Annotated in this window: 20 protein-coding genes; 13 read left to right on the forward strand and 7 right to left on the reverse strand. The window is 56.1% G+C overall.

Annotated elements, in window-relative coordinates; genetic code table 11:
- Positions 1 to 5: 5 nt before the first annotated feature.
- Both MARLIPOL_RS09005 and MARLIPOL_RS09010 read right to left on the reverse strand, forming a co-directional pair.
- Positions 6 to 632, reverse strand: a complete 627-nt coding sequence (locus MARLIPOL_RS09005) for a MotA/TolQ/ExbB proton channel family protein (RefSeq protein WP_012137745.1) — start codon at positions 630 to 632, stop codon at positions 6 to 8.
- Positions 633 to 714: 82 nt separating this feature from the next.
- Positions 715 to 3,108, reverse strand: a complete 2,394-nt coding sequence (locus MARLIPOL_RS09010; protein ID WP_012137746.1) for a DNA internalization-related competence protein ComEC/Rec2 — start codon at positions 3,106 to 3,108, stop codon at positions 715 to 717.
- Between the two features lie 80 nt (positions 3,109 to 3,188).
- Here MARLIPOL_RS09010 and MARLIPOL_RS09015 point away from each other — a divergent pair, with 80 nt between their 5' ends.
- The gene (locus tag MARLIPOL_RS09015; RefSeq protein WP_036191152.1) at positions 3,189 to 3,713 is read left to right on the forward strand and encodes a DUF2062 domain-containing protein; all 525 of its coding nucleotides are present in this window, start codon (positions 3,189 to 3,191) and stop codon (positions 3,711 to 3,713) included.
- On the opposite strand, the gene MARLIPOL_RS09020 is transcribed toward MARLIPOL_RS09015, so the two are convergent.
- Positions 3,710 to 4,402 carry an ABC transporter ATP-binding protein gene (locus MARLIPOL_RS09020; RefSeq protein ID WP_012137748.1) on the reverse strand — a complete coding sequence of 231 codons (693 nt, stop codon included), beginning with the start codon at positions 4,400 to 4,402 and terminating at the stop codon, positions 3,710 to 3,712. The two genes, MARLIPOL_RS09015 and MARLIPOL_RS09020, sit on opposite strands and share 4 nt — an antisense overlap.
- Positions 4,395 to 5,636, reverse strand: coding sequence for a lipoprotein-releasing ABC transporter permease subunit (locus MARLIPOL_RS09025; RefSeq protein ID WP_036191003.1), 1,242 nt, complete (start codon positions 5,634 to 5,636; stop codon positions 4,395 to 4,397). The genes MARLIPOL_RS09020 and MARLIPOL_RS09025 overlap by 8 nt, the downstream gene beginning before the upstream one ends.
- 113 nt (positions 5,637 to 5,749) lie before the next feature.
- Between MARLIPOL_RS09025 and MARLIPOL_RS09030 the strand changes: the two genes are divergently transcribed.
- The 9 genes from MARLIPOL_RS09030 (at position 5,750) to infA (ending at position 12,743) form a co-directional block, all read left to right on the forward strand.
- The gene (locus MARLIPOL_RS09030; protein ID WP_012137750.1) at positions 5,750 to 6,349 is read left to right on the forward strand and encodes a PilZ domain-containing protein; all 600 of its coding nucleotides are present in this window, start codon (positions 5,750 to 5,752) and stop codon (positions 6,347 to 6,349) included.
- A gap of 114 nt (positions 6,350 to 6,463) precedes the next feature.
- Complete coding sequence (locus MARLIPOL_RS09035; protein ID WP_012137751.1) at positions 6,464 to 6,769, forward strand: hypothetical protein; 306 nt, start codon at positions 6,464 to 6,466, stop codon at positions 6,767 to 6,769.
- A gap of 88 nt (positions 6,770 to 6,857) precedes the next feature.
- Positions 6,858 to 7,910, forward strand: coding sequence for an agmatine deiminase family protein (locus MARLIPOL_RS09040; protein WP_082446113.1), 1,053 nt, complete (start codon positions 6,858 to 6,860; stop codon positions 7,908 to 7,910).
- On the forward strand, positions 7,907 to 8,818 hold the full coding sequence (locus MARLIPOL_RS09045) for a carbon-nitrogen hydrolase (protein WP_012137753.1): 912 nt from the start codon (positions 7,907 to 7,909) through the stop codon (positions 8,816 to 8,818). The genes MARLIPOL_RS09040 and MARLIPOL_RS09045 overlap by 4 nt, the downstream gene beginning before the upstream one ends.
- 7 nt (positions 8,819 to 8,825) lie before the next feature.
- Positions 8,826 to 9,737 (forward strand): AAA family ATPase, encoded by a 912-nt coding sequence (locus tag MARLIPOL_RS09050; protein ID WP_012137754.1) that lies wholly within the window; start codon positions 8,826 to 8,828, stop codon positions 9,735 to 9,737.
- Positions 9,738 to 9,869: 132 nt separating this feature from the next.
- Entirely contained in the window at positions 9,870 to 10,820 is a 951-nt protein-coding gene (trxB, locus tag MARLIPOL_RS09055; RefSeq protein WP_012137755.1) for a thioredoxin-disulfide reductase, read from the forward strand.
- Between the two features lie 192 nt (positions 10,821 to 11,012).
- On the forward strand, positions 11,013 to 11,729 hold the full coding sequence (aat, locus tag MARLIPOL_RS09060) for a leucyl/phenylalanyl-tRNA--protein transferase (protein WP_012137756.1): 717 nt from the start codon (positions 11,013 to 11,015) through the stop codon (positions 11,727 to 11,729).
- Positions 11,730 to 12,443 carry an arginyltransferase gene (locus MARLIPOL_RS09065; protein WP_012137757.1) on the forward strand — a complete coding sequence of 238 codons (714 nt, stop codon included), beginning with the start codon at positions 11,730 to 11,732 and terminating at the stop codon, positions 12,441 to 12,443.
- Between the two features lie 81 nt (positions 12,444 to 12,524).
- Positions 12,525 to 12,743: a translation initiation factor IF-1 gene (infA, locus tag MARLIPOL_RS09070; RefSeq protein ID WP_008938619.1), complete on the forward strand. Its 219-nt coding sequence runs from the start codon at positions 12,525 to 12,527 to the stop codon at positions 12,741 to 12,743.
- Positions 12,744 to 12,804: 61 nt separating this feature from the next.
- Here the strand turns inward: infA and MARLIPOL_RS09075 are convergent, their stop codons facing one another.
- The 3 genes from MARLIPOL_RS09075 to clpS form a co-directional block, all read right to left on the reverse strand.
- On the reverse strand, positions 12,805 to 13,836 hold the full coding sequence (locus MARLIPOL_RS09075) for a putative solute-binding protein (RefSeq protein WP_012137758.1): 1,032 nt from the start codon (positions 13,834 to 13,836) through the stop codon (positions 12,805 to 12,807).
- Between the two features lie 215 nt (positions 13,837 to 14,051).
- Complete coding sequence (clpA, locus tag MARLIPOL_RS09080; protein ID WP_012137759.1) at positions 14,052 to 16,322, reverse strand: ATP-dependent Clp protease ATP-binding subunit ClpA; 2,271 nt, start codon at positions 16,320 to 16,322, stop codon at positions 14,052 to 14,054.
- Positions 16,323 to 16,340: 18 nt separating this feature from the next.
- A complete protein-coding gene (gene clpS / locus MARLIPOL_RS09085; RefSeq protein WP_012137760.1) occupies positions 16,341 to 16,700 on the reverse strand; it encodes an ATP-dependent Clp protease adapter ClpS in 360 nt (119 codons plus the stop codon).
- Positions 16,701 to 17,037: 337 nt separating this feature from the next.
- Between clpS and MARLIPOL_RS18910 the strand changes: the two genes are divergently transcribed.
- The 3 genes from MARLIPOL_RS18910 (at position 17,038) to MARLIPOL_RS09100 (ending at position 18,672) form a co-directional block, all read left to right on the forward strand.
- Positions 17,038 to 17,364 carry a cold shock domain-containing protein gene (locus MARLIPOL_RS18910; RefSeq protein ID WP_012137761.1) on the forward strand — a complete coding sequence of 109 codons (327 nt, stop codon included), beginning with the start codon at positions 17,038 to 17,040 and terminating at the stop codon, positions 17,362 to 17,364.
- A gap of 220 nt (positions 17,365 to 17,584) precedes the next feature.
- The gene (locus MARLIPOL_RS09095) at positions 17,585 to 18,220 is read left to right on the forward strand and encodes a pseudouridine synthase (RefSeq protein WP_012137762.1); all 636 of its coding nucleotides are present in this window, start codon (positions 17,585 to 17,587) and stop codon (positions 18,218 to 18,220) included.
- 2 nt (positions 18,221 to 18,222) lie between these two features.
- Positions 18,223 to 18,672 (forward strand): NUDIX hydrolase, encoded by a 450-nt coding sequence (locus MARLIPOL_RS09100; protein ID WP_012137763.1) that lies wholly within the window; start codon positions 18,223 to 18,225, stop codon positions 18,670 to 18,672.
- Positions 18,673 to 18,688 lie beyond the last annotated feature (16 nt).

Below are 18,688 nucleotides of genomic sequence, written 5' to 3' on the forward strand. Positions count from 1 at the left end.
GGCGTTCAGGCTCCTTCCACGTCGATTTCACGGTCACCATGGACCACTTCCACCAGCTTGATTGCTTCCTGCTCCATGCCTACCACCAGTTCATCAACGCGACGAATGAAATATCGGTGGCCAATCAACGCCGGAATGGCAACACTCAACCCTGCCGCGGTGGTAATCAACGCCTCTGATATGCCGCCAGCCAGATTGCCAGCGTTGCCGACTCCGGCCAACTGAATCTCGGCAAATACCTTGATCATCCCGATCACTGTGCCCAGAAGACCGAGCAATGGCGTAATGGTGGCTACAGTACCGAGGGGATTCAGGAAACGTTCGAGATCATGGATAACCTGGCTGGCCTCATGCTCAATGCTTTCCTTCATGATCTCGCGGCCATGTTTGGCATTCATCAGCCCGCCAGCGAGAATCCGGCCAAGGGGAGACGACCCCTGCAGCGCCTTCAGCTTACGGCCATTCAGCTCTTTTTTCTTGATCCAGCGCCAGAGTTCGTTAATGGTCTGGGCGGGTGCCACCCTTGAGGGCCGCAACGTCCAGAAACGTTCAAGGATTATGGCAAGTGCCAGGATGGAACAGGCTACAATTGGCACCATCAGAATGCCACCGGCTTTCAACAGCTCGAACACGCTTGGTCTCCCTGATTGTTAACAAGCCGCGCTACTTTAGCATAGCTGCCGCCGCAGGCCACACCCGTTGTGTCACGGTATTTTACAAAGCCCACCAATCCGTTACAGGCCGCCGAATCCAGAACGGTGCTGACTGCCGTTGTTCCTCCACCCCGAGACCTTTTTTGCCCATCACCAACCGGATTGCACCGGAATAGGCGGAATTCAGCTGCATACTGCCTACCCTCACGTAGCGCTCAACGACCGACGGGTGCGGATGCCCGAAACGATGCCGATACCCTGCGCTGTATATCACCAGGTCAGGATCGAGCCACTCGACCCAAGAACGGGAAGATGAGGTTTTGCTGCCGTGATGAGGCGCCAGGACAACCCGGTAAGTACCTGGTGATGCCCAATCGGAAAACAGGGGCTGATCCGGCATGCGGGATTCCACCTGTTTCGAGATATCTCCGGGCAACACTATCTGGATGAATCCGTCCGGGCTGGTGACTGTCACCACGCAGGACGTATCGTTTGAATCCGTGGCTGTCGTCGCTCCAGGATTGCGCCAAAAACCCACGGTCAGCTGCCCGATGTGACGGACCAGCCCCGGGCGACAAAGTTCGGGCACCGGCCCGCCCTCACCCAAGCGCTCAACTGTGCGCCCCGGCTCCCCGACGATCAGCTCCGACACCGGCAACGTAGCAAACAACAGGGGCAATCCCCCGGCATGGTCGCTGTCGCCATGGCTGATCACCAACGTATTGATGAGGCCTACACCCAGATCCGATAAATTTGGAATGAGAACTGACTCAACAGCGGAAAAAACGTCGGGAATAGACGGCCCGGTATCGTACAGCAATACCTGATCCTGGTGACGTACAAGCAGCGACAATCCCTGGCCAACATCCCACACCCAGACCTCCGGGGTGTCCACCCAAAGGTTATCATCCTGCTCCACAAGCAGGGATACCAACAACCAGGGCAACATTACCAGGGTGACCATCAGACGAATCCGCAGCGATGGGACAATAAGGGCAAGCGTGGCCACCACAGCAACCCCCAGTGTTGCGGCAACACCAGGATTGCCATTGGGCAAATCCAGGCAGGATAGCCATTCCAACACGCTCCACAAGACTCCGAGCACCAGGTCAAAACAGTCCAATACCCACCCCTGACTCTGCGGCAGCAACCATATCAGCGCAGCTCCGACCATCAAGGCCGGCATGACGACGACAGACACCCAGGGAATGGCGAACACATTGGCCAACAGCCCCGAGACAGGCTGCCCTTGCCCCAGTGCAGCAAGCACCGGCCATAGACCGGCAAACACTGCCACCTGAGCAAGTAGCAGGGCCCCGACCCAGCCCGGTGAGGACAAGCGGCGGGAAAACACCAACACCAGCACCGTGACGGCTCCGAAGGATAACCAGAAACCCTGATCAAGCGGGGAAAACGGATCTGCCAGAAGCACCAGGAACAGCGCCAGCAAAAGGCCCTGCCAGGGCGACACCTGGCGGCCATGAACTACCACCCAGCCGGCAACCAATACCATTACCAGTGCCCGGCGTGTCGGAACCGTGAAGCCGGCGGCAAGACTGTAGGCGATGCTGGCCAGGGCAACAGACACATAGACCAGGTAACGCCCGTGACGCGGAGAGGGGAATGATCCTGGCAACCAGAGAAGCAGCTTGCGGACCACAACACCCGCGCCAAGAGCAATCAACCCAATATGCAGGCCGGAGATGGCCACCAGGTGGATGGTGCCGGTCGCCTTCAGAACGTCCCACTGGTCGGGTGTCATTTCCCCCCGATACCCAATGAGCAAAGAAGAGACCAGCGGGTAGTGTCTGGCTCCGCTCATGGCGGCATTCACACCATCAGCCAATTGTTGGCGCCAGGCCATATAGCCGCAATGCAGGTTACATGGTACCGAATCATCGTAATCGACTTCCCGGATGGTTCCGGTAGCCCGGAAGCCTTTGCGGTACAGCCAGGTTTCGTAACGGAATCCGGCGGGATTGATTGCTCCGTGCGGTTGTTTGAGCGAAACCTTTAGCCTGAGCCGGTGTCCAGGCAGGGATTGCCCATCACGGCCATACCATGCCAGCCGTAACTTGCCTGGAAACAGCACGGCTTTTCCCGTGAACGTTTCAGGAAGGTGCCACCGGGTGACACAAAAACTGAACCTCAGGCTGTTAAAACTTCCTTTGGTGGGAATTTCACACAGGTAGCCCGACACTTCGACCACCACACCTTCCAGTTCAGTCGGGAAGACATGTTGCAGGCGCTCGGATGCATGCCAGGATGACCAGAGCACACCGGCGAGCAACCAGGCCAGAATCAGGGGAACTGCGCGCACCCGCCGCGAGCGCAACGCAAAAGCCCCATAAAGTACTGACAACAGGGCAACAATCAGCCACTTCAGAGGTGGCACGACCGGGAAGGTATAAAGTAAGATAACGCCGCAGGCAAAAGCGACAAGACTTCCGGACAATCCATGTCCTCCTGATTTTTCCCAAGCTCCGGCAAGACATCGTGTCCCGGGCTGTCATTCTGAGCAGGCAGAACTTCCAGATGCCAAAGAAGTTCATGAAACGATACCTACCAACGCCTGATCGAGTCAGAGCGATGGAGTCGCTGCGATTTCTCGGCGACATCCTTCATGAACCCAACTTATGGCACATTAACCGTCACAGCGTTTCCCGCGCCTTCCTGGTAGGCATTTTCCTGGGCTTTATTCCCATGCCATTCCAGATGCTGGCAGCCGCATTCTTTGCCATCTGGTTCAATGCCAACCTGCCCCTGTCCGTGGTGCTGGTCTGGATCAGCAATCCGCTAACCATGCCGCCGATGTTCTACTTCAATTACAAGATCGGCGCATGGATACTGAATCGGCCGGTACTCAATTTCGAGTTCCAGCTGTCCTGGTCCTGGATCAGTGAACGGATACTGGACATCGGCATCCCCCTGTACCTGGGCTCACTGATTATCGGCACCCTGTCCGCTTGCGTGGCGTATCTGTCAATTCAGTACCTGTGGCGCCGCAAGGTGCGCTCTGACTGGCAGGAGCGGCGATTCCTCCGCCGCCGCAAGCACTAGCTGTCAGCTTCCTGTTCGACCAGCAGCCGCCCCTGCTCCAGACGCAATACCCGCCCTAGACTCCGCGCCATGCTCATATCATGGGTAACCATCACGAATGCGATTCCCAATTGGTCCCGCAGGGATTCAATCAGTTGCCGTACACCCTCGCCAGTATGCTCATCAAGATTCCCGGTGGGCTCATCCATCAGGACGCATTCCGGCTCGTTCACCAGCGCCCTGGCTATCGCCACCCGTTGGCGCTCACCGCCCGAAAGCTCTCCCGGCTTATGACTGAGCCGTTCACTCAGACCCACTTTGGCAAGCACAGCACTGGCTTTTTCCTCAGCGGTCTTTACGCTCATCCCACCCAGTGCACAGGGCATCATTACGTTCTCGAGAGCGGTGAATTCAGGCAGCAAGTGATGGAACTGGTATACGAACCCCAGGTGCCGGTTACGAAACCGTGCCCGACCTGCCTCACTCATGCGGTGAATATCCTGATTACAGATGGAAATGTGACCAGATGACGGTCGATCAAGCCCTCCGAGCAGGTTCAGCAATGTGGTTTTCCCGGCGCCACTACTGCCCACAATCGCGACCGTCTCGCCGGCCGCCACCTGCAGTGAAATATCGGAAAATATAGTGAGCTTTTCCGGCCCTTCATTGTAGGTACGAGTTACCTGCTGGCAGTCAATCACATCATTCATAACGCAGGGCCTCCGCCGGATCGATTCGTGATGCCCGCCAGGCGGGATAAATGGTCGCCAGCAGGCTCATTGCCAGACCGGCACCACTGATAATGGCCACATCCTGCCACTGCAACTGCGATGGCAGATAACTGATGAAGTACACGTCTGCACTCAGGAACTGATGACCAAGGGCTGCCTCAAGCCAGGATATGAAGGCGCTGATATTCAACGCCCCGACAACGCCAAGTGCGGTACCAACCAGAGTGCCGAAAATACCTATGACGCCGCCCTGAATGATAAAGATCCGCATGATCCGCCCCGGTGTTGCCCCCATGGTACGCAAGATAGCGATATCCGCAGTTTTGTCGGTTACCACCATGACCAGCGTCGATACAATGTTGAATGCGGCCACCGCCACGATAAACATTAACAGCAGCCCGATCATGGTCTTTTCCATGCGAATAGCCTGGAACAGGTTGCCATGGGTTCGGGTCCAGTCGGAAATATAGTACCGGCCATCCAGTCCACGGGCCGCCTGTTCTGCCACTTTCGGTGCCGCGAAAAGATCATCCACCAGCAACCTTACCCCCTGGGCCCGGCCGCCGGTTCGCATCAGTTTTGCCGCATCATCCATATGAATCAGCGTGTAGTTTCCATCAAGTTCAGCGCCGACACTGAAGATCCCCTTCACCGTAAACCGCTTGAGCCTGGGCAACACTCCCGCCGGAGTGACGGAGGCCTCCGGCAGCACAACGGTGACCTTGTCACCGATCTGCAACCTCAGACTGGATGCCATCAGCCGACCGATAATCATGCCAAACTCACCGGATTTCAGGTCATCCAGACTGCCTTCAAGCATATGATTCTCGATGATGGATACACTGCGCTCCTGCTCCGGCAACACACCATTGAGCATCACACCCCTGACATCACCGCCACCAGTGACCATGCCCTGGCCCTGAATGAAGGGAGCGGCGGCAAGCACCCGGGGGTGCTCTTCGACCTTTGCGTCGACAGTTTCCCAGTCCCGAAGCTGATCGGCCCCCTGGATAACCGCGTGGGGAACCATGCCGAGGATGCGCTGCTTCAACTCACGGTCGAATCCGTTCATCACCGAGAGGACGATAATCAACACCGCAACGCCGAGCATCAACCCGATCATCGAAGTGAGTGAGATAAAGGAAATAAAGTGATTGCGCCGCTTTGCCGCGGTGTATCGCAAACCAACATATAACGATAAAGGTCTGAACATGAGGAGGTGCCTGTTGCTACCTTCGGGTCATTCGGATTTCCGGACACACGACTGCCTGGAAACTGCTAAACTTTTCAACATAAACAAAAAATTGCTGTGTATACGGAGCCGTGATGCCGTCACGAACACCCAACACCTCTCCAGATTCCTCTCCACCGGAGACAGCTTCGGATCGCCGGGACTTTTTCCGGATCGAGGACCGCATTGGCCTGGAGATCCGCAAGGTTCCGCAAAGCGCCAAAGAAGGATACGATCCTTTCAATGGCGATCATCTGGACGCCCTTCGCGCCGAGCTGAAACGACTGGACCAGGACGTCCGGATTCAACTGGCCAATCTCGCGGAGCGGGACCGCCTGCTGACCTCGCTGATCAAGTCACTGAACGGGAAGCTGGATACGCTGGCGCGCATTATGGCCTTTGAGCAAAATCCGTTGCAACCTGAGGACTGGCAGGATGTTACGCTCAGCGAAGGTGGACTGGCTTTTCACAGTCCCACGAACGCCTGGTCCGGAGGGGATATTCTGGCCGTCAGGATGACGCTGCCTCCCGAACTGTTTCAACCCCGGGCCATCGCCCGGGTACTTCACACAGTCCCCGAGGAAAGCGGTGGCGCCTGGGTTCACACCGAGTTTACCGAGATACACGACGGTGACCGCCAACAAATTGCCCGACATGTGATGCGCTGGCAAATCCGGCAACGTCAAAACGTGTAAACTGAAGAAAATGTGTGACTTTTGCTAACGTTTTTCGGATATTACGTTTCATCCATGTCCTTAAGATGTCTTACTGTATAACAGCGCATCAAGATTCCAGGGAGTACAACACCAATGAAAAAGCCTGTAACCCGTCTGCTCGGCGCCGTAGTAACGGTGGCAACCCTTGGCCTGTCCCCCATGACGCCAGTCACGGCCGATGAAGTGAAAATACCGGTCGGATCACAGGCTGAACGGTCGGAGGCGGATCTTCCCCGCACCGGCATGAGCCAGGCCAGTGTCCGCGACTCATGGGGGACACCTCGTGAAACAAGAGGCCCCGTTGGCGATCCACCCATATCACAATGGCATTACGATGGATTTGTGGTCTATTTCGAAGGCAACCACGTTATCCATACAGTATTGAAACGGGATCGCTAAACAGTTGAACAAATTTCCTTCATGCACATCCTGACGCAACGTCGTTCGTTGGTTAGAATGGCGACTTTTTGCAATAGGTGGCGATAAATTGACTTCCAGACGTGTGTTGCCCGCCGAATGGGCTCCTCAAAGCGCGGTCATGCTGACCTGGCCGCACGCCGGTACCGACTGGTTCAGTATTCTCGAGGAAGTGGAACCCGTGTTTATGGCGATCGCCAAGGCAGTGCTTGAACACGAGCATCTGGTGATCAGCTGTGAGCATGTCGCCCGCCTGCAGGAACTGGGCCAGCTGCTATCTGCCTATACGAGCGAAGAAGGGCTACCGGGTCGCGTCATAACGGTACCGGCCCCTGCCAACGATACCTGGGCCAGAGACCATGGCCCGATTTCGGTGGAAACACAGAGCGGCATGGCAATACTGGATTTCAGGTTTAACGCCTGGGGTGGCAAGTTCCCCTGGGAGAAAGACAACGCTCTGAATCAGCATCTCCACAATGCCGGCGCTTTTGGGACGACCCCCATCATGCCAGTGGATTTCGTGCTGGAAGGTGGCTCCATCGAATCCGATGGACAGGGAACCATCCTGACCACCAGCGAGTGCATGTTGACCCCGACCAGGAACCCGACCGTGGATCGTGCAGCCATAGAAGACCTGCTGTCCGAAACCCTGGGGGCAGATCGTGTTTTATGGCTGAACCATGGCTATCTGGCCGGCGACGACACCGATAGTCACATCGATACCCTGGCCCGGTTCTGCGCTCCCGACCACATCTGCTATGTGGCGTGCCCGGACGTTGCCGATGAACATTACAGTGCCCTGGCGGCCATGGAAGAAGAGTTACAGCACTTCCACCAGGCGGATGGTTCTCCCTACAAGCTGACACCACTACCCTGGCCCGATGCTATCGTAGACGATGACGGGCAGCGCCTGCCGGCCACCTATGCCAACTTCCTGATTATCAACGACGCCGTGCTACTGCCTGTTTACGACGTGCCTCAGGACGACGAAGCCATTACCATCATGCAGGGCCTGTTCCCGGAGCGGGAGATCGTTCCAATCAATTGCCGGCCATTGATCCAGCAACACGGCAGCCTGCACTGTGTCACCATGCAACTGCCCGCAGGAGTGGTAACCCCATGAGTCGCTCCGCACTGAACGTAGCAGCCATTCAGCAGACCTCCAGCCCGGACAAAGCTGCCAGCCTTGCGACCAGTGAAAAGCTGGTCAGGCAGGCAACCTCCGAAGGCGCACAACTGATCGTGCTGCAGGAGCTGCACGCCACCCTGTACTTCTGCCAAACCGAAGACACCTCGGTGTTTGAGCTGGCTGAGCCGATCCCAGGGCCGTCCAGCAACCATCTTTCGGCGCTTGCCGCCGAACTCGGCATCGTGCTGGTTGGGTCCATTTTTGAACGGCGTATGAACGGCGTCTATCACAACACCGCGGTGGTCTTTGAGCGAGACGGCTCCATTGCCGGCATCTATCGCAAGATGCACATCCCGGATGATCCCGGATTCTACGAAAAATTCTACTTTACCCCCGGCGACGCCAGCTTCAATGATGGCCGTAATGGGTTCACCCCGATTGAAACCTCCATTGGCAAGCTCGGTGTCCTGGTGTGCTGGGACCAGTGGTATCCAGAGGCGGCACGATTGATGGCCCTCGCCGGCGCTGAGGTGCTGATCTACCCCACCGCCATTGGCTGGGATACCACCGATGAAGCGGAAGAACAGGCACGGCAACTGGAAGCCTGGGTCACCGTACAACGGGGCCACGCCGTCGCCAACAACCTTCCGGTGATTGCGCCAAACCGGGTTGGCACCGAGCCCGACCCATCCGGCCAGTCCAAAGGCATTCGCTTTTGGGGCAACAGTTTTATCTGTGGCCCCCAGGGGGAATTCCTGGCGAGAGCGGATGACCAATCGGAATCGATCCTGCACGCCACCATCGACCGTAACCGCAGCGAATCGATACGGCGCATCTGGCCGTATCTGAGAGATCGACGCATTGACGCCTACAGCGACATCCTCAAAAGGGTACGGGACTGAATCCTGCATGAAGAAAATGATTGATACCGTTGTCAGCGAGCTCAACACCATACTGCTGGGCAAGGAGCAACAGGTTCGCCTGGCCATATGTGGACTATTGGCCCGCGGCCATCTGTTGATCGAAGATATTCCCGGTATGGGCAAAACCACACTGTCCCATGCCCTCGCCCGGATCATGGGCCTCAGTTACCAGCGCATCCAGTTCACCAACGACCTGCTCCCGGCCGACGTCCTCGGCTACTCCATGTACGACAAGGAAGCCGGGACACTGGTATTCCACAAGGGCCCCATCTTCGCCCAGGTTGTACTTGCTGACGAAATCAACCGCGCCTCACCGCGTACCCAAAGCGCACTGCTGGAGGCCATGGAAGAACGACAGGTATCCATCGAAGGCGAGACCCGCCCGCTACCCCACCCGTTCTTTGTTATCGCCACCCAGAACCCCATTGAACAGGGCGGAACCTACCCTCTCCCGGAATCCCAGCTGGACCGTTTTCTGATGCGTCTACGGCTCGGCTATCCCGATCCCAAGGCGGAACGGGAGCTGCTCGAAGGCGAAGATCGCCGCATGCTGACCGGCAAACTGCAAACCCTGTTGAGCCAGTCAGACCTGGACACCCTCCAGGAGGCCGTTGGGAGGGTAACCACCAGCCCGGCTTTACTGGATTATGTCCAGCGCCTGCTCGAACACAGCCGCCGCATGCCCGGTTTGCTTTATGGCCTGTCGCCCCGCGCGGGTCTTGGCCTGGTTCGCGCCGCCAGGGCCTGGGCCTTGATGGACGGACGACACCACGTATTGCCCGACGACATTCAGGCTGTGTTTCCAGCTGTTGCGGAACACCGACTGGAACAGGGAGAATCCGGAAAGAGCACCGAACGGGTAAGGCAACTTCTTGCCTCTGTTTCTGTCATCGAATGAAGAACACCATTGATGGAAGGGCGTTGGTGAGTAAATAGCATCATTTAATAACAGAAATTAGCCAAAACAACTGGAACAACGCCCCGTTCATGGTAGCCTTCAGCACTTTCAGTTTTTAACGAGAGACCCACAATGAGCGAAACCAAACATTCCCGCTTGATCATCCTTGGCTCCGGCCCTGCCGGCTACACCGCTGCTGTCTACGCAGCCCGCGCAAACCTGAAGCCAACCCTGATCACCGGCATCGAAGTGGGTGGACAGCTCACAACCACTACCGACGTGGACAACTGGCCCGGTGACAACGACGGCGTACAGGGCCCGGAGTTGATGCAGCGCATGCTCAAGCACGCAGAACGCTTTGAAACCAATGTGGTTTACGACACCATCAACGAAGCCGACCTGCGCAACCGCCCCTTCCGTCTGAAAGGCGACAGTGGTGAGTACACCTGCGACGCCCTGATCATCGCCACCGGCGCGTCCGCCATGTACCTTGGGCTGGAATCGGAAGAGAAGTTCAAAGGCCAGGGCGTTTCCGCCTGCGCAACCTGCGATGGCTTCTTCTACAAGAAACAGAAAGTCGCCGTCATCGGTGGCGGTAACACCGCTGTGGAAGAGGCCCTCTACCTCTCCAACATCGCCGACGAAGTCACCCTGGTGCACCGTCGCGACAGCCTGCGCGCCGAAAAAATCCTGCAGGACAAACTGTTCGAAAAGGCCGAAAACGGCAACATCAACATCGTGTGGGATCACACCCTCGACGAAGTCCTGGGCGACGGCACCGGCGTCACCGGCATGCGCATCAAAAGCACCAAGGACGACTCCACACAGGAACTCGACCTGGCGGGCGTGTTCATCGCCATCGGCCACAAACCGAACACCGACCTGTTCGACGGCCAGTTGGACATGGAAAACGGCTACATCAAAATCCGCTCCGGCCTGGAAGGCATGGCCACCCAGAGCAGCATTCCCGGCGTCTTCGCGGCCGGCGACGTAGCCGACCACGTCTACCGCCAAGCAGTAACCTCTGCCGGTTTCGGCTGCATGGCCGCACTGGATGCAGAGAAGTTCCTGGACCAGGATTGACCTGTACTGACGGCAGGCTACTCTGAAGTCAGAAGAAGCCGTTGGGTGGGGTGTTCTGAAACTGTGCGGAGCCATGGATGGCGGAGCCCAAGCGTCACATGGATGTGCTTGAGCGTGTTTCAGAACACCCCGCCCAACGGCTGATACTCCCAAGCCAAAGAACAAGGCAGCACACTCCGAAACCGGACCTGGATGACCTCACTACCCTGGATAGACCCCGACCAACTCTGGTTCCCTCCCGCCGAGGAAGCCCTGGACGAACCCGATGGCCTGCTGGCACTGGGCGGAGACCTCTCCACCGACCGCCTGACCCTCGCCTACCGTAACGGCATCTTCCCCTGGTACAGCGACGACCAACCCATCCTCTGGTGGTCCCCCAACCCACGATGTGTCCTGTTCCCGGACGAAATTCACGTATCCCGCAGCCTGCGCCGCACCCTCAACCGGCAACACTTCTCGATAACTGCAGACCAGGATTTCACCAACGTTATACGCCTGTGTGCAGAAACCCGCGAAAGAGAAGGCACCTGGATCACCGAAGACATGGCTCGCAGCTACACCCAGCTACACAAACTCGGAGTTGCCCACTCCATCGAAGCCTGGAATGCGGCCGGTGAGTTGGTAGGCGGCATGTACGGCCTGGCCATGGGTCAGTGCTTTTTTGGAGAGTCCATGTTCTCGCTGGAAACCAACGCGTCAAAAGTACTGATGGTGCATCTGGCCAATCAATTGTCAGAATGGGGCTATGAAATCATGGACTGCCAGGTGGAGAACGACCACCTGTTAAAAATGGGGGCCCGATCCATTCCACGCGACGAGTTTTTATCTATACTCAGGGCAAGTGTAGACCGCTCTCCAACGCAGAGCTCCTGGCAAATCCAGTGGCAATGGCCTGGCCCGGAGGTGTGAATGAGCAATCTCAGAACACTGGTATTCTTCGCTACGCCCCCGCACGACTGCAGCTACCTGCCGAATCGTGAAGCGACCACTATGTTCGTCGACCCGCGAGCACATATCGACAAAAAATTGTACAGCCAGCTCACCGCCTTGGGTTTTCGCCGCAGCGGCTCCCATTACTACCGCCCCCACTGCGAAAACTGCAACGCATGCATTCCTGTGCGACTCAAGGTGAACGAATTCAAGCCCGACCGGAATCAACGCAGGGTGCTCGAGAAGAACCGGGATCTGACTTGCGAGCTGGTACCGGCCAGTTTTAGCGAACGCTATTACCGGCTTTACTCCCATTACATTGAGCAACGGCACGCGGATGGCGACATGTACCCTCCGTCCCGGGAACAATTCACATCCTTTCTGGTGGAAGGAGCCACCGACTCCTGGTTCCTGGAGATCCGCCTCGAAGAAGAGCTGATCGGCCTGGCAGCAGTAGATATGCTGGACGATGGTCTGTCGGCCATCTATACCGTTTTTGACCCTGCCCACGAGAGCCGCAGTCTCGGCACTTTTGCCATTCTCTGGCAAATTGAAGCCGCAAAATCATGGGAGTTGCCCCACCTTTATCTGGGATACTGGATTCGGGAATGCCGGAAAATGAACTATAAAACCCGCTTTACCCCCATTGAAGCCCTCAGGGATGGTCAATGGCAGGTACTGAAACGCAACTGATTTTGCTAAATGGCAACAAATCAGGCAGAATTGCGCAATTTAGAATCAAGGCAAGTTAATTCCAAACGAGGTTTTTACTGAATGGCGAAATCAGATGTCATTGAAATGGAAGGCGTTATTGTTGATACGCTTCCAAATACCATGTTCCGAGTTGAGCTGAGCAACGGCCACGTTGTGACTGCCCACATCTCCGGCAAGATGCGCAAGAACTATATCCGCATCCTGACTGGCGACAAGGTGAAAGTTGAGCTTACCCCTTACGATCTCAGCAAGGGCCGTATCGTTTACCGCGCCCGTTAATCACCCAGGTGACATCTGAAAAAGCCCCGTAAACGGGGCTTTTTTTGTTACCGCGCCTGCCCTACTCACGATCCTCCGCACTGCACTCCAGCGCCCCTGGATTGGTATAGCAACGCACCTTCCTGAGAATGGTCATCATATTGTCGTCATAGACGCTTGCTGCCTGCATACCCGATGCATGCGTTGCTTGCTGCATATCGATGCGCACTTCGCGCAACATCTCCTGGTAGCCAACCATGGCGTCTTTGGAAATATCGACCCACCGTTCTGCCGGAATGGAATCTTCGTACTGCCTTACTATCCGCATCGCTTCAGGGTACAGCCGCGACATTATCTTGCGTGAACGCCGCACAAAGCGATCATCGAACTCGCCTTCCCGAGCCACCAGATGAACTGATACCTGGCCGACCGGGTACTTTATGATGCCCCCTGTGTCCCCCATTCCCTTGAACATTTCAAGCAACTCGTAGGCAGCTGCAGGAGCATAGCTGATATCCGCCTGCCCCGTATTGAACAAACGTGCGAAGTTGGAAATCTTCGCGTCCACTGGCACCGCTCCAATGTACTCAAGCATATGACGTGCGTCGTGGTGCCCTTCGAACACTGTGACTCGTTTACCTTTCAGGGCATCAGCATCATTGATACTCCGATCGTTAACAAACAAGTACGCCGCCCCCATCGGGGCTACGCCGAGCACCTGATAGCCATCCTGTGACATATGCTCGTCCACCCTTGGACTGGAGAGAATATGCATCAGGACCCTCAGATCCTCATAATAAGGTACAGCCCCAATGGCGCTGATGGACCCGGTAAAGCTGTTGAAATGCCTGACACCCATGTCGGTTACAGCGACGATATCGCATGTACCCGCCTTGAAGTCCGCCACCGCTTCATCTTCATCGGTGTACGGAATCATCGCAAGACTGACGCCCGAGCTCACCGCCTTGCGTTGGTAGTCCTGAAGTGTACGGTAGACAAAGCCGCCCGCTCCTGCGACATCAAAGACACAGAATTCTTTCCGTTCACTGGCGGCCACCGGGTTCCAGACAGACAGCCCCATCAGGACCGCCAGTGTTGCAGCACATACCTTCATTCGTCGTGATTCCTTGTCATTATTGTTTATTTGAGATTTCGCGGCCGAAAATCCGGACCTTTCGACCACGTCACAATAAACTGACAGAGAATGATGCTGATTGAATTGACGACAACGGCGACTGAGCAGCTAAAAGAAGGTCAACCCCGACATGCAGACATAAAAAAACCGCGCTGTCGCCAGCGCGGTTTCTCAACACCCGATTCGAGGCTCTATCACACTGCCTCGGCAGGCTCATCCTCGTAGTCAAACACCAGTTCATCATCGCGAAGATGAATATGGACATCCCCGCCCTTTTCAGACAATCGACCGAACAAAATCTGTTCGGCAAGCGGTCGCTTGATCTTGTCCTGAATCAGGCGGGACATCGGCCGCGCGCCCATTGTGACGTCATAGCCTTTCTCCGCCAGCCAGACTTTGGCAGCTTCATCCACATGCAGCACCACATGTTTCTCATCCAGCTGCGCTTGCAGCTCTGTGAGGAACTTGTCCACCACGTGGGTGATGGTGTCTTTCTGGAGATCAGCAAACTGGATAATGCCATCAAGACGGTTGCGGAATTCCGGTGTGAACGTCTTGCTGATAATTTCCATACCGTCGGTACTGTGGTCCTGCTCGCTGAACCCGATTGAACGGCGAGCCATGCTCTCAGCCCCGGCATTGGTGGTCATCACCAGGATAACGTGGCGGAAATCCGCCTTGCGACCGTTGTTATCTGTCAGCGTTCCGTGGTCCATGACCTGCAGCAGCAAGTTAAAGACTTCCGGATGGGCCTTCTCGATCTCATCCAGCAGCAATACACAGTGAGGATGCTTGTTGACTGATTCCGTCAACAGCCCGCCCTGGTCGTAACCGACATACCCCGGAGGCGCACCAATCAGGCGGGACACCGTATGCCGCTCCATGTACTCGGACATATCGAAGCGGACCAACTCGATACCCAACACCTTGGCGAGTTGCTTGGTGACCTCGGTCTTACCAACACCAGTAGGCCCGGCAAACAGGAACGCCCCTTCCGGCTTCTCTGGCGCCTTGAGCCCCGCGCGAGCAAGTTTGATGGCCGTAGACAGTGACTCGATTGCCGGGTCCTGGCCAAACACAACCATCTTGAGATCCCGCTCCAGGTTGCGCAGCAGATCCTTGTCATTGGAGGACACGTTCTTCGGCGGAATACGGGCAATGTTTGCCACCACGTCCTCGATATCCCGCACGTCCACCGTTTTCTTCCGCTTGCTTTCTGCCATCAGTCGCTGACGGGCACCAGCCTCGTCGATGACATCAATGGCCTTGTCCGGCAAGTGACGGTCAGTGATATAGCGATCCGCCAACTCGGCGGCTACCCTCAACGCCTTGTCGGTGTATTTGAGGTCATGGTGCTTCTCAAAATTGGGCTTCAGACCCTTGAGGATCTGGTAGGTGTCCTCAACGCTCGGCTCATTGACGTCAATTTTCTGGAATCGCCGGGCCAGTGCACTGTCCTTCTCGAAAATGCCTCGGAACTCGGAGTAAGTGGTTGATCCGATGCAACGAATCTCACCAGAACTCAGCATGGGCTTAAGCAGGTTGGAGGCATCCATGACACCACCGGACGCCGAACCGGCTCCAATGATGGTGTGGATTTCATCAATAAACAGAATGGCATGCTGCTCTTTCTTGAGTTCCGCCAACAAGCCTTTCAGACGTTTCTCAAAATCACCACGGTACTTGGTACCCGCCAGCAGCGCCCCCAGGTCCAGCGAGTAAACCACAGCATCCGAGATAATTTCCGGCACCTGGCCATCCACAATGCGCTTGGCGAGCCCTTCAGCAATCGCCGTCTTACCGACGCCAGCCTCCCCGACCAGCAACGGATTGTTTTTTCGGCGACGGACCAGAATCTGGACCACACGCTCCACTTCATGCTCGCGGCCAATCAACGGGTCGATGCGACCCTGACGGGCCTGTTCATTCAGGTTGGTCGCGTAGCTCTCGAGCGGTCGTGCAGAACCACCCTCTTCACCGGCTTCTTCATGGGAGGCCTGATCGTGGCCTTCCTGTTCCTCGCCTCCCTGTACCCTGGAGATTCCATGAGAAACAAAGTTCACAACATCAATTCGGGCAATGCTCTGTTTCTTGAGCACATACACGGCCTGGCTTTCCTGCTCACTGAAGATGGCAACCAGCACATTGGCGCCGGTCACTTCCTTCTTGCCAGAGGACTGTACATGGAAAACAGCGCGTTGCAGAACCCGCTGGAACCCCAGCGTCGGCTGGGTTTCGCGCTCGCTGTCATTACTCGGGATCAGTGGAGTTGTGGAGTCCACAAATTCAATGAGTTCTTCCTGAAGCCGTTTCAGGTCTGCACCACAGGCTTTCAGGACGCCCACTGCCGATTCGTTGTCCAACAGGGCCAGCAACAAATGCTCCACCGTCATGAATTCATGACGCTTGTCGCGGGCATTTTTGAAGGCCGTATTCAGCGTAATTTCAAGGTCTTTGCTCAGCATGGGCCACCCCTGGGTCTATCAGTCCGCACGTTCAATCTCGCAAAGGAGCGGATGTTCGCATTCCGAGGAATACTGATTCACCTGTGCCGCCTTTGTTTCTGCGATGTCACGGGTATATACCCCACATACGGCTTTTCCCTGCGTATGGACGAGCAGCATCACCTGCGTCGCCTTTTCTTCGTTCATCCCGAAGAATTTCATCAGTACATCCACCACAAAATCCATGGGTGTGTAGTCATCGTTCAGAAGCACTACCCGAAAGCGCGCAGGGCGCTTGAGTGCAGGCTTCTCGGGAGCAACACTGAGGTCATCCTGACGCCCCGGCTGTTCTTCATCCCCCTGATTAAATACTAGTAGAGAATTCTGGATAGTCCTCATGATTCTTTACCGGTAGTCGGTGCCCTTGGTTAAAGATGGTTGTGAGTCGTCCGGTTTTCAAGCCAACAAGCCTACCGGACGTGCGCTGGTTATCAATACGATCATGATACCGCTTCCGGACCCCCTTCAACCATACATTCCCCCAATGTCCGCTATTGACTCAAAGACGATATTGGTCAACAGTAAGAGTGCAATGTAAAATAATGTAAATTGGCGTGGTCTTAGTGTATCCACGGAAGCATTCGTAACAGGTAATCCGATATCACCCGTCCCGCTCTATGGTACGGCAATAACACCAATAACAGTGATTGACAGTAAAAGAACAGGGGAGTTCATCATGCCAAAGGGCAAAGTGAAGTGGTTTAACAATGCCAAAGGTTACGGCTTTATCATAGAGGATGGCTGCAGTGATGATCTGTTCGCCCATTTCTCATCGGTACAGATGGAGGGATACAAAACCCTGAAGGCCGGTCAAACAGTAACCTTTGACAAGAAACCCAGTGACAAAGGTGTCCATGCGGTAAACATCGTTCCAGAGGAACAGCCGCGAAAACAAAACGAGGCCAGCACGGCGGAAAGGACGGAAAAGAAGTCTGACGCCAGCACCGAACGCAGCCGCCATGAAGGCGCGCTCAGAGACGAGCCACGCGCTGTAAATGCGTGAGACCTGAGTCTGCCAGGTCACCGTGCGCGAGCTGATTTTGTGGCCGGCCCCTCTTCGGGCCGACCTCAACCTTTGCCATCGACACCTTCGAAGGTGACGATCACAGGGCGCGTGTGTTAGCCCTGAAGCAATTTCACTTTTCCTCTCCCCGCCGTTCAGATACCCTCGTCGTTTTCAGTCACGCCGCAACACAACACCGGATCATGACCCAGAGCACCGAATGGCGACCCTGATTCTCTTCAACAAGCCCTTTCGGGTAATGAGCCAGTTCACCGATTCCGGGAATGGCAAAACCGCACGTGCCACTTTGGCAGACTGGATTGACATACCCCACGTCTACCCGGCAGGCCGCCTGGACTTCGACTCGGAAGGCCTCCTACTGCTCACCGATGACGGCCAGTTACAGCATCGCATTGCCTCTCCCCGACAGAAAATGCCAAAGACTTATTGGGTCCAGGTGGAAGGCAATATCACGGAGGAAGCTCTGCGCCGATTGCGGGCAGGGGTCCTGCTGAAGGATGGCGAAACCCGGCCAGCCACTGCCGAGCGAATGTCCGAACCTCCATTGTGGCCAAGAGTCCCTCCGGTGCGCCACCGGGAATCAGTTCCCACCTCCTGGATCGAACTCACCATTACTGAGGGCAAGAACCGTCAGGTACGTCGCATGACCGCTGCCGTTGGCTTCCCTACCCTTCGACTGATTCGATATCGTATTGGTGACTGGACCCTCGATAAATTGGAACCGGGCCAATACAACAAACTGGCCGTCCATGTACCGGCAGCACCTGCCCGCCCCCGACGCCCACAGAAAGCTGGCCGCGCCGGTAGCAGCAACAAGACACGGAGAAGAAACTGATCATGACCTGGACACCCCATGCCACGGTTGCGGTTGTTGTGGAAGATGACCAAGGCCGGTTTCTCCTGGTGGAGGAAGTCAGCAGCGGTCTGGTGGTCTATAACCAACCAGCCGGACATATCGAGGAAGACGAGGCCATTCTGGATGCGGTAAAACGCGAAACCCTGGAGGAAACAGGCTGGCAGGTGGAGCCCGTGCACTTTCTCGGTCTCTATACCTACAAGGCGCCGGCCAATGGGGTGACCTATTACCGCTTCTGCTATTCCGCCAAGGCATTGAAAAAGATCACAGACCAATTGGACGACGGCATTATCGCCGCCCACTGGCTGACGCCAGACGAAATTGCCAGCCTGGGTGGACAGCTACGCAGTCCACTGGTACTCCGGTGCATAGAAGATTACCGAAATGGCCGGCGATTCCCCCTTGATGTGATTGTCGATGCTGAGACGTAACCGTCCAACAATGCTA

Source organism: Marinobacter lipolyticus SM19, from assembly GCF_000397065.2.
In the GTDB taxonomy this organism is placed as follows: Bacteria; Pseudomonadota; Gammaproteobacteria; order Pseudomonadales; family Oleiphilaceae; genus Marinobacter; species Marinobacter lipolyticus.